General features: G+C 43.9%; 7 protein-coding genes. 4 read left to right on the top strand and 3 right to left on the bottom strand.

Translation table 11 applies throughout. The features are described 5' to 3' along the window. Nucleotides 1-27 precede the first annotated feature (27 nt). Nucleotides 28-498: a thioredoxin-dependent thiol peroxidase gene (gene bcp / locus H3S82_RS06665; protein WP_198232094.1), complete on the top strand. Its 471-nt coding sequence runs from the start codon at nt 28-30 to the stop codon at nt 496-498. Between the two features lie 70 nt (nt 499-568). After that, nucleotides 569-790 carry a hypothetical protein gene (locus H3S82_RS06660; protein ID WP_078039477.1) on the top strand — a complete coding sequence of 74 codons (222 nt, stop codon included), beginning with the start codon at nt 569-571 and terminating at the stop codon, nt 788-790. A gap of 186 nt (nt 791-976) precedes the next feature. Here the strand turns inward: H3S82_RS06660 and prfB are convergent. The 3 genes from prfB to H3S82_RS06645 form a co-directional block, all read right to left on the bottom strand. After that, nucleotides 977-2,105, bottom strand: a protein-coding gene (prfB, locus tag H3S82_RS06655; protein ID WP_198232095.1) for a peptide chain release factor 2 whose coding sequence is annotated in 2 segments (ribosomal slippage) — nt 977-2,035 and nt 2,037-2,105 — 1,128 coding nt in all. Because the reading frame shifts where the segments join, the coding sequence is not laid out codon by codon here. Nucleotides 2,106-2,263: 158 nt separating this feature from the next. Next, entirely contained in the window at nt 2,264-4,735 is a 2,472-nt protein-coding gene (locus H3S82_RS06650) for a penicillin-binding protein 1A (RefSeq protein WP_198232096.1), read from the bottom strand. Nucleotides 4,736-4,901: 166 nt separating this feature from the next. After that, nucleotides 4,902-6,140: an N-acetylmuramoyl-L-alanine amidase gene (locus tag H3S82_RS06645; RefSeq protein ID WP_198232097.1), complete on the bottom strand. Its 1,239-nt coding sequence runs from the start codon at nt 6,138-6,140 to the stop codon at nt 4,902-4,904. Between the two features lie 651 nt (nt 6,141-6,791). Here H3S82_RS06645 and H3S82_RS06640 point away from each other — a divergent pair. Continuing rightward, entirely contained in the window at nt 6,792-9,533 is a 2,742-nt protein-coding gene (locus H3S82_RS06640) for an Rne/Rng family ribonuclease (RefSeq protein WP_198232098.1), read from the top strand. A 968-nt stretch (nt 9,534-10,501) separates the two neighbouring features. Then, nucleotides 10,502-11,275: a hypothetical protein gene (locus H3S82_RS06635; protein ID WP_198232099.1), complete on the top strand. Its 774-nt coding sequence runs from the start codon at nt 10,502-10,504 to the stop codon at nt 11,273-11,275. Nucleotides 11,276-11,577 lie beyond the last annotated feature (302 nt).

Genomic DNA, 11,577 nt, shown 5'->3' with positions numbered 1-11,577 from the left:
TCTACCCACAGAAGAAAGGTAATTATAATGGCAGGTTTACAAAAAGGCGATATTGCACCTGATTTCAATTTGCCTCGCGATAGTGGAAAGACACAAACTTTATCCGAATTGCGAGGTCATCCTGTTGTACTTTATTTCTATCCGAAAGATGATACCAGTGGCTGCACACTGGAAGCACATGACTTTACGGAACTTCGACCCGAATTCGACAAAATTGGCGTAACAATTATCGGAATGTCACCGGACAAGGCTGAAAAGCACGATAAATTCATAAGCAAACACGATCTTCAGCTTATCCTTGTCTCCGACGAGGAAAAAACGACGCTTCAGAAATATGGCGTATGGGTGGAAAAGTCGATGTATGGACGCAAATATATGGGCGTCGAACGCTCTACGTTTCTGATCGACAAAAACGGTAAAATTGCTGAGATCTGGCGGAAAGTTAAAGTTCCAGGCCACGCCAAAACTGTATTGGAGAAGGCAACAACAATCGCCTGAAAATAACAATCGTTAGGACTTTGTTAACTTTTTAGTGTGTTAATAAAAACTGAACAGGGAAGATGAAAATATGCACTATTTTGCAAAGATTCTGGTTCTAACGTCGGTTTTGTTTGCAGCAATGTCGGTTGCTACAACAGCAAAAGAACTGACAAAAGAAACAGATGCAAAAAAGCCCTATTTTCATCAATCTCTTCCGGCGATGCCCAAAGTTTCGGTTCCGAAAACCGAAAATATTGCCCTAAAACCTTATGCCGGCATTGACCCCATAATAACAGGTCCACGTGGATAAGCTGCTTTATCTCGGCTTAATGATCTTTATAGCCAATTGTTAGCTATCCGATGGATACCTGCAAGGTAAATCAGGTTCAAAAATATACTTCAATCTGCGAACCGATATAAAAATTCGTCGAATTGAAGTATAATATTATACCCCAAAAGGGTCGTTTCAATTCATGTTAATTTAACGTTGAAGATGTCAGGTAACATCTTCAACATGCTCGACACCGCCCTTGATCTTTTGGGCTAGCGCCGCTTCCATGAATTCATCAAGGTCACCATCAAGCACGGCTTGTGGATCGGTATTTTCCACACCGGTGCGCAAATCTTTTACAAGCTGATAAGGCTGTAAAACATAAGAACGGATTTGATGGCCCCAACCGATTTCTGTCTTGGATGCTTCAAGTGCGTTGGCTTCGTCTTCACGACGTTTCAACTCTTCTTCATAAAGGCGTGCTCTTAACATGGCCCAAGCTGTAGCACGGTTTTTATGTTGGGAGCGTTCGGCTTGACACTGTACAACAATACCGGTTTTCAGGTGTGTGATGCGCACAGCGGAATCTGTCGTGTTAATGTGCTGCCCACCAGCACCTGACGAACGATATGTGTCAATGCGTACGTCCGCTTCCGAAACATCCACTTCGATATTGTCATCAATAACCGGATAGACCCAGACGCTAGCAAAGGACGTGTGACGCCTTGCATTGGAATCATATGGAGAAATACGAACCAGACGATGCACGCCAGACTCGGTTTTAAGCATACCGTAAGCGTTATGACCTTTCACAAGTATGGTTGCCGATTTTATCCCTGCTTCTTCGCCATCATGAACTTCCAGCACTTCAACTTTCATTGAGTGTTTTTCCGCCCATCTGGTATACATGCGAAGGAGCATAGAAGCCCAATCCTGACTTTCTGTACCACCAGCACCAGCATGAATTTCCAGATAAGTGTCATTGGCATCCACTTCGCCGGATAACAACATTTCGATCTGGCGTTTATCAAGTTCACCTTTAAGGGCATGTATTGATGATTCGGCATCTCTAACAATGTCGTCATCGCCCTCTTCTTCCCCCATGGAGATCAATTCAATGTTGTCATTCAGTGTTTGCGTCAGATGTTTGAGATTATTAATACCGTCGTCCAACCGCTGCCGTTCGCGCATAAGTTCCTGCGCTTTTGCCGCATCGTCCCACAAACTGGGATCTTCAGCTTTTTCGTTGAGATATTCCAGGCGTTTTACCGACTGATCCCAGTCAAAGATGCCTCCTCAGCAAGCCGATAGCCTGCTTGATTTCTTCAACCAAAGTTTCGATTTCTGCTCGCATTGTTATGTCTTTTTCCTGATCATTTATTTTGTTGTTCGTTGTCGGGCTTATTGCTCCGTTACAATAGCGAATTCAACCTTTCCGCTCGAAACGTCATTTGTTCGACAACAATTGTGCAGCAATATCCACAAGATGTCTTTTTTGTCAAAAGGCAATTTTCAATAAAGGCCGTCGGCTCCACTTTGAATAGCTTTATTGACTTGAGGAGACGTCGGCGCAACCGGCACCCCTTCTTTAAAGGATGTCGTTCCGCCAATAACCTGATAAACATCGGCCGGACCAGTACCCGGTTTGAAGGCTTCAACAATGACATTGCTATTTCCGGGTTCCGCACGCATACCGGTTTTCCGATCAATAGCAATTTGCATCATGCCATCCGGTATTTTAAAATCAACGTCGGGAACGCCTTTCATAGCGTTCTCCATAAATTCACCAAATACGGGAACTGCAAGAGAACTTCCGGTACCACCATATCCGAGTGTTGAAGGCTGGTCATAGCCGATAAACACACCAACGACGATATTGGGAGTAAAGCCCATAAACCAGGCGTCTTTCGAGTCGTTGGTGGTTCCGGTTTTACCGGCAATATGGCGATTAAGATATGCAAGGCGTGCAGCCGTACCGCGTTGAACCACACCTTCCATCATTGAGGTAATCTGATAGGCTGTCATAGGATCAAGCACCTGATCCCGCTCATCTATTAATGTCGGTTCGGGTTGGTTATCCCAGTTTTTTACATTACATCCCTCACATTTACGTTGGTCATGCCGATAGATCGTCGCTCCATATCGATCTTGGATGCGATCTATAAGGGATGGTGAAATGGAGCGGCCGCCATTCGCGATAACCGAATAAGCGGTAACCATGCGCAATACCGTTGTTTCCCCTGCCCCTAACGCCATAGGAAGGTAAGGTTGCAATTTGTCATAAATTCCGAAACGTTCCGCATATTCCGACACAATCGGCATACCGAGATCGTTTGCCAGCCGGACTGTCATCAAATTACGTGAATGTTCGATACCGTAACGTAGTGTCGACGGGCCGGCAAATGTCCCGCCATAATTCTTTGGTCGCCACACTTCGCCATTCGGCTGTTTGATTTCCACAGGCCCGTCGAGCACAACCGAAGCCGGCGTATAACCATTATCAAGAGCTGCGGCATAAACAAAGGGTTTAAAAGAAGAGCCGGGTTGCCGATAGGCCTGGGTTGCACGGTTGAACTCGGACTCAGCAAATGAGAACCCGCCAACCATCGCCAGAACACGTCCTGTCCTTGGCTCCATAACAACCATTGCACCTTCAATTTTAGGTGGTTGCCGGAGCAAATAACCGTCCTCGCTTCCGGGCTTTTTCTCGACAAAAATCACATCGCCAACCTGCAGAACGCCACCTGGATTTGAAGCTGAAGACCGGCGGTCGTTCTTACCGACCATTCGGTAAGCCCATTTCATATCGCTTGCGTTAATTGTGGCCACGTCGCGCTCGGCCGAAAGTGCGCCGGATACTTCTCTCTTTGGTTGCAAACCGATTTTTACTTTATCCTGAGAAACGGAAAGAACAACAGCCAAACGCCATTCCGGAACATCGCTAAAGCCGCTAACATCTCCCAAAGCGACGCCCCAATCATCTGAAATGTCGATGTGTTTATATGCTCCGCGCCAACCATGGTTCTGATCGTATTTGACAAGACCGTCCTGCAATGCCCGACGGGCCTGAACTTGTAAATTCGGATCCAGAGTTGTGCGAACGGATAAGCCACCCTCATAAAGGGTTTTTGAACCATAACGGTTGATCAATTGCCGACGGACTTCTTCGGTGAAATAGTCTGCCGCGAAAATATATGAATCGTCACCACGCAGCGAGATGCCCAAAGGTTTCAGTTTTGCCTGCTCGCCTTGTGCCTGCGTCGCATAGCCATTTTCAACCATACGATCAATTACCCAGTTTCTACGGTCGAGAGCACGCTGGGTATGTTTGAAAGGATCGTAATTGCTCGGCCCCTTTGGAAGAGATGCAAGATAGGCACATTCTTCCAATGTAAGCTCGTTCACCGATTTATTGAAATATGTAAGTGCAGCAGCGGCAATACCATAAGCGCCACGTCCCAGATAAATTTCGTTCAGATAAAGTTCGAGAATACGGTCTTTGGAATAAGCCCTTTCGATGCGCATAGCCAATATGGCTTCCTTGATTTTACGTTCCATCGTGGCATCGGAACTTAAAAGGAAGTTTTTTGCGACCTGTTGAGTGATTGTCGAAGCACCTTCAGGTCTGCGACCGGAACCGATATTTTTGACGTTGCTTACCAAGGCTCGTGCAAGCCCTTCCGGATCAAGACCGAAATGGGTGTAAAAATTTTTGTCTTCAGCAGATATAAAGGCAAATTTCACTAAATCGGGAACCGATTGGATTGGCAGATAAAGTCGACGATTCGTCGCAAATTCTGCCATGAGGCCACCATCTGCAGCGTGAACGCGGGTCATAACAGGAGGCTCGTAATCGGCAAGCACCTGATAATCCGGAAGCTCGTCGCCTTGCTGTTCATTCTCGGCGCTTGCCAAGCCGATTAGATATGTGCCCAGACTGAGAGTAACTCCAGCGGCAAGAAAAATTCTAAAAAACTTCATCATAATAACCGGATGTCGCTTTCTCCCGTACCCGCTTTATGCGAGACCTTTATTGGTAAAACACGATGCGTGTGCACTGGAATTTCGTTAGAAACAAGGCTAAATGCACTATTTAGTATTTTAATGTCAAAGTTAAGACTATCGCTTCCGTTTTTCTCAAGCATTTTTATCATGGCTGTGGATTATTCCCGTTACGGGTCCTATAATTTGCAAATTGTTGCACAGCTGTTGCAATTGCGCTTGCTGCTTGTCTTCTCCAAACGGGATCCGAAATGAGCTTCTCGTCATCCTTATTTGACAAATATCCGATTTCAATAAGAACCGATGGAATGTCGGGGGCTTTTAGAACCTGAAAACCGGCATAGCGATGCGGATTTTTTATAAGGTTTATATTATCTTCCAAAAGGCTTGAAACTACACGATCGGCAAAATTCACCGAAAAAGACAGTGTCTCCCGTCTTGCAAGATCAATCAGAATATCGGTCACCTCGGGAGATTCGTCAGCCGGTAAACCGTCAAGCAGGTCAGCTTTATTCTCTCTTTCTGCCAAAGCTTTTGCCAAATCGTCAGATGCACGGTCCGAAATTGTATAAACAGTTGCGCCACGCATCGATGTCATATTTATTGTATCGGCATGAATGGAAATGAACAGATCGGCACCATAATCACGTGCTTTTTGAACCCGCTCGTTAAGTCTGAGAAAAATATCGGAATCACGTGTTAAAAATACCTGCAAATTGACGTTTTTTTCCAGTTCATCGCGTAATGTGCGTGCAAACGCCAATGTAACGTTTTTTTCAAGCACGCCCGAGACACTTTCCGCCCCGCTATCAATTCCTCCATGACCGGCATCAATCACGACACGAAAAGGCTTTTGTTGCGCTTTTCTATCGTCTCGTGCCAGCGCATTATTTTCTGTTTGCTGTTTTTGGATTAACTTTTTGAAGTTCTCCTCATTGTCCTTGGTCAAGTCTATGACCAATTGCCAAAGTCCACTATCAAGTTGTTCGATTTTATCTTTTTCGATCACGAAAGGGGCATTCGTCGTCAATATAATTCTTGACGAATTTGGCCCGGACGTTCCGTAACGCAAATCGGTAACCATACCGAGCTTTAATGGAGGCTGTTTTTGTGAGGAAAAATCAGTTCTTGGAAGATTGACAACGAGCCGGTTCGGATGATCGAGAAACTGTAAGGAGTAGTCGGGATTACCCGAAAATACCGCAATAAGTCGTGTTCTCGTTAGATCTCCTACCGCTCTAATGTTCACGAGTTCCAATTGTTCATTGCTAGCATTGCCTTTATCTGGAAAACTCATAAAACTTAAGAGAAATGCAACGATAAAAACAAGCCATTTTGATTGCCCGATATTGCCAATACCATTTGCTTGTTGTCCGGCATGATCCATTGTGGCGTGGCCCTTGTTTCTCTACTACCAGTCTTTGTTTTAAAGCATTTAAATAAAAACTAGCAAATCGCGCGAACGATAATCAGGGTCTTTGGCGATTTTAAGATAATATTTGCTTAAAATAACATCTCAATCTGTGGACACGACCGCTGCGCGAACCGCCAAATTCATGTTTTTCCAGGAAATAAAGTAGACGACTTTATAAAGTTACTTGTGTTCGGCCGGATATCGACTTAAAAGCGTAAATGTCTTGAACGGTTGGAAAAACAATAAATGAACCTTCGGTTAACCGGTTCATTCAAACCATTTTCAGCCAAAAAGTCTACAAACTTTAGCTGTTCCTAGGTCATTTGACGCTATGTTTTCAATGAATAAGGAGCAAGTTTGTAATGATTAAGTTTCGCTGGTTCGGTTGCCCCGAACTATTTTAAAAACGTTTTGCCGGAGACTCGCAGGATATGAGTCGAACACAACTGGTAGTAGAAGTAGTTTTAAGCGCGGCACATGCAAGCGGGGATATGCACGCCCATTCTCACTATAGTTTGTTGGCAAATCTTCTTTCCATCGGCAGACAGTATGCATCGGCATTCATAGGTTTTTCAAAGGCCTCTATCCGTTGTTCCATACGTGTCGCCTGCAGGATTTTCTATAATGTCAAACAAAATGCTTATCGATGCCTCCCACCCGGAGGAAACTCGCGTGGTTGTTGTTCGTGGTAACAGAATTGAAGAATTCGATTTTGAATCCGAACACAAAAAACTGATAAAAGGAAATATTTATCTGGCTCGCGTAACGCGAGTTGAACCTTCTCTGCAAGCTGCATTCGTGGAATATGGCGGTAATCGTCACGGATTTCTTGCGTTTTCTGAAATTCATCCGGACTATTATCAAATTCCGGTTGCTGACCGCCAAGCGCTTCTTGAAGAAGAAGAAAAAGCTGCCCGTGTTGAAGATGAGGATGAACAGGAAAACGAAAAGGCTTCAAGAGCGAATAACAGGAAAAAAAGTCGTTCGTCCGAAGCAAGCAATGAAAGCGAGACAGTTTCTGTTTCCAGTGAAGAAAACGACGATACCGAACAAACAGCAGACGACACAGAAGATAGTGTAGAACTTGTCGGAGCAGAAGACGCTCTGGAAGAGGTGCCAACCCGCGAGCGCACCCCGCGTCGGCAATATAAAATTCAGGAAGTTATCAAACGCCGCCAAATCCTGCTGGTACAAGTTGTAAAAGAAGAACGTGGCAACAAGGGCGCTGCCATGACCACCTATCTTTCTTTAGCAGGACGATATTCGGTTTTGATGCCGAATACGGCACGTGGCGGTGGCATTTCCCGCAAAATCACCAATGTGCAAGATCGTAAACGTCTCAAGGAGGTTGTGAAAGATCTTCACGTGCCGAAGGGAATGGGAGTCATTTTACGGACAGCCGGCGCCAATAGGACAAAGACCGAAATCAAACGCGATTACGAGTATCTGATGCGCCTATGGGAAAATGTACGTGCATTGACGCTTGAATCCGTTGCTCCTTGTCTTGTCTATGAAGAAGGTAGCCTTATCAAACGGTCGATCCGTGACCTTTATAACAAAGACATCAGTGAGATACTTGTTTCGGGCGAACAAGGCTATCGTGAAGCAAAAGATTTCATGCGCATGTTAATGCCGAGCCATGCAAAAGCTGTTCAACCATATCGTGAACAGCTTCCAATTTTTGCGCATAACGGAATTGAAGCACAACTTGATGGTATGCTGCAACCGGAAGTAACGCTAAAATCCGGCGGATATCTGGTTATCAATCAAACCGAAGCTCTCGTCGCAATTGACGTAAATTCGGGTCGTTCCACGAAAGAACATTCTATCGAGGAAACGGCTTGCCAAACGAATCTCGAAGCTGCCGAAGAAGTTGCGAGACAGTTGCGACTGCGCGACCTCGCAGGACTCGTTGTTATTGATTTCATTGATATGGAAGAAAAACGCAATAATCGTCTTGTCGAGAAAAAACTCAAAGATTGCCTGAAAGATGACCGGGCTCGTATCCAGGTCGGCCGCATTTCACATTTTGGTCTTATGGAAATGAGCCGTCAACGTATTCGGGCATCTGTGCTGGAAAGCACAATGCAGCCCTGCCCGCATTGCAATGGCACCGGCTATATACGTTCTGATTCGTCCTTGGCTCTGCACGTTATCCGCTCGATTGAAGAATATCTTCTGCGCAATCCTCACTTTAATATTATCGTCCGTACATCGGTCGCTACTGCTCTTTATGTTCTTAATCATAAAAGACAAGCTCTATCCGATTTGGAAAACCGTTTTGGTCTAACGATCAATATCGAAGCAGATGACGAGGTTGGTGCTCAAAATTTGGCGATATATAAAGGTACACCTGCCGAAGGAACGCCTGCCGTGGTACCCCAACTTCCAGCAGTCGATGAAGCGGATGATGACAATGAGGTCGAAGAAACCGCAATCGAGGTCGAAAGCGAAGAAAAAGATAGTGACAATACCGATAATAACCAAAGGCGCAAACGTCGCAATCGCGGAAAATCGAACGATCGCAATGAAGGAAAAAATCAACGCGTCCGGAATGAAGATGATGTTGTACGCAGTGACGAAGACAATAAACGTCGTCGCCGGCGTGGGCGTCGCGGTGGAAGGCGCTACCGTGAAGGCGACTTCGAACGTCGCAGAATTCCTTATGCGGAACCGGTAGGAGATTTTGCTGAAAGAGCGCTTGCAGAGGTTATTGCTGCAAGACGCCAACGCCGAGTTCCTCATGCAGAACCGGTTGGTTTTTCGGCAACGGAAGTTGCAGTTCAGGTTACACCCGTTGCTGTAAAAGAGCCGCAGGAGCTAAAAGCTTCTTCGGAAACGGAAGTTTCTAAGGAAGAACAAAAGACAGAGCAAAAAAAGCCGACAAAAACGCGCAGGAGACGGACGAAAAAAACCTCAGCAGAAGAAGAAAAAGTAGTTTCCGAAACGAATGTTGAAGCAAGTGTTGAAAGTGAAGAAGATAAAAAACCTGCTTCTCGCGGACGCAAACGGAAGACAAAAACGAAAGAAACAACAAGTGAAACAATTTCGGATGAAACTGCAAATGCTGTGACGTCGAAAGAAACCGAGTTAGCACAAGAAACTGAAAAACCTGCTAAAAAGACTGCTAGACGTTCACGGAAAGCTAAAGCCGAAGCACAATCAAATGAGACAGCGATTGATGATGTGAAGGTCCAAACAGAAAAACCGGCAAAAAAATCTTCGCGCAAAACGGCCAGAGCGAAGACAACTACAGCTGAAAACAACGAAACGGTTACAACAGAACCGGTCGTAACGTCATCGGATGAAAATGAAGATAAAAAACCGAAACGCGTCGGTTGGTGGCAAAGAAAAGGTTTCTTCTGATTTTCGAAATTTGAAGAACTTTGATCGTTTTTCCACTTGAATTATCAGCCTCACATAGCTCGAAATTTTTCAAGCTTTGTGAGGCTTTTTGATTTGGCCCCTCGCGCAGAGACTTGACCAAGCTTATTCACTATGAACGCTGTTATCCAATCTACCTAAATAGTTATACAGAAGTCGTTTTCGATTGCCTGAAAAGGAAAACACAAGGCACCGTAGACGGCAAAAAAGACATTGCTTGTTTTAAGATTGCGAGATGGCCGAAGTAATTTCAAGTTGATATGAATTTGGTAATAACGGTTTGATCAGCTAGCCGGATCATTTGTCAGCAGCCAACTTCATATAAACATGATTAGAGAGCCAATAGAGATTGGCAAAGGCTAGACCAACAAAACCTCATTTTTTACCTATCAATATTTTACATTTGCGTCTAACAAATTGAGAATTAAGAAAATAACTCCGGTACCCGGATATTTAAACGTTTAGACATGATCTGACAGTTTTGACTTTTCAAAGTGAGAGTTGACCGCTTTGCGTGTTTTGATGATGCAAACATTCGAACAAAGGCAACTCTCATGATCGAGAAGAAAAATTATCAAACATGAGGTCAAATTGCTAAAGCTTGCTGAAGAGCTGCAAAAATTCATCAAAATTGGAATGTCTGCACACTTAACAACTATAGTCCCCCTCCGAATAAGGCCTTAAGTGTACGTTTGGAATATATAATAGCTGATAATCAACGCTCCAAACCTAAGGTTGATCGTAATGAAATAACTCTTTCAGTAGTGATTGGCACCTCCTCAATAAATGTTAATATTATAAACGTTAAATTTCTTCCTGTTGATAGAATTGTTAATATTGACAATTAATCTTTTTAATGTACCGTTATGATACATTTATGAAGAATGTGAGGGAGCGCTGGAATAGCTATGAGAGCTTGAAAGGCTGCAGTATTCTTAAGGGGATACGACATGAGCATCTCATCTACTACATTAAGTGGACGAAGTGGAGAAATAGCACTTCAGTTGATTCAATCGATAACGTCAAAGAACAACAATTCAAACAAGTCAAATCCCTCTGACGTTAAAAACAATATTCAAGAACTTGTAAAACAAGCCGGTGAAATTCGGGATAAGTCACAAGCTGAATTTCGATCAAAGTTGATTGAAAATGCTTTAAAAGCAAATAATGCGCAATCTCAAAATAAAGTCAAAGATGATAACAAGGTTAAGATTGCTGTTGCTCGGGAAAATCAGGCTTCTGTTGATAAAATACAAAAAATCATAGGCGACGCTATTGATATTACGGAAGTAAAAGATGGTTCATCGTCTCGCAGTTTATCAAGTGTTATATATCAAAATTTATATGATTATTTGGAAGACAACCCTTATGCTCTCTCTCAAGATCAAATGAAAGAGATTGTAGTTGAATATTATAAAATCGGTGTTCGTGAAGGTAGAATCGAAGATCGTAACGGCCTTATGGATAAGTTGGTTTCAGGTGATTATCAAATCTATATGGGTGACGAACTAAACGATCCGATGTTTGACCAGGTCAACTACGCTTTTAAGCGAAAAGAGGGGGGAGGCGCAGTCAGTGAACTTGAAGTTGACAAATCGCAACTCGCTCCAGGCACGAACGAACGTGCAAGAAAGCTTTGGGAAAGCGGCAAAACACTTGCAAGTGGCGATCTTTTCTTGAGTGGTAAAAGCGCTCATCGGTGGCGTTATAATATAGTGTTCTAAAAAAAGCAGATAATATCAGGTAAACACGACTGTCATCATTATTTGTAAAAGTTTAGACAAGATCTGACGATTTGGACTTTTTCAAAGCGGGAGTTGCCCTCTTTGGGTGTTGCGACAAAACAAACATTCAAAGTAAGGCAGCTCTCATGATTCATAAATATGTTTTTCCCGAGTTGTTTTTCCATCAGAAAATCCCGAGAGAATGTTCTTCGACCTTGTTATTCAACATAGCGGCTTGTTAGAACCTCTATCCGTTCAAATTCGGTTCTTAGCAATTTTAGCCATAAATAGGGGATGATTGA

The organism is Bartonella sp. M0192 (assembly GCF_016102305.1).
GTDB classification, from domain to species: domain Bacteria; phylum Pseudomonadota; class Alphaproteobacteria; order Rhizobiales; family Rhizobiaceae; genus Bartonella; species Bartonella apihabitans.
The sequence above is the reverse complement of the archived record's forward strand: the minus strand, read 5'-3'. Positions and strand labels throughout refer to the sequence as shown.

Bases quoted from the DNA above. Each gene is read 5' to 3' on its own strand.
- H3S82_RS06645 (WP_198232097.1), bottom strand. From the start codon at position 6,140: ATGGATCATGCCGGACAACAAGCAAATGGTATTGGCAATATCGGGCAA.
- H3S82_RS06660 (WP_078039477.1), top strand. From the start codon at position 569: ATGCACTATTTTGCAAAGATTCTGGTTCTAACGTCGGTTTTGTTTGCA.
- H3S82_RS06650 (WP_198232096.1), bottom strand. From the start codon at position 4,735: ATGATGAAGTTTTTTAGAATTTTTCTTGCCGCTGGAGTTACTCTCAGT.
- H3S82_RS06635 (WP_198232099.1), top strand. From the start codon at position 10,502: ATGAGCATCTCATCTACTACATTAAGTGGACGAAGTGGAGAAATAGCA.
- bcp (WP_198232094.1), top strand. From the start codon at position 28: ATGGCAGGTTTACAAAAAGGCGATATTGCACCTGATTTCAATTTGCCT.
- H3S82_RS06640 (WP_198232098.1), top strand. From the start codon at position 6,792: ATGTCAAACAAAATGCTTATCGATGCCTCCCACCCGGAGGAAACTCGC.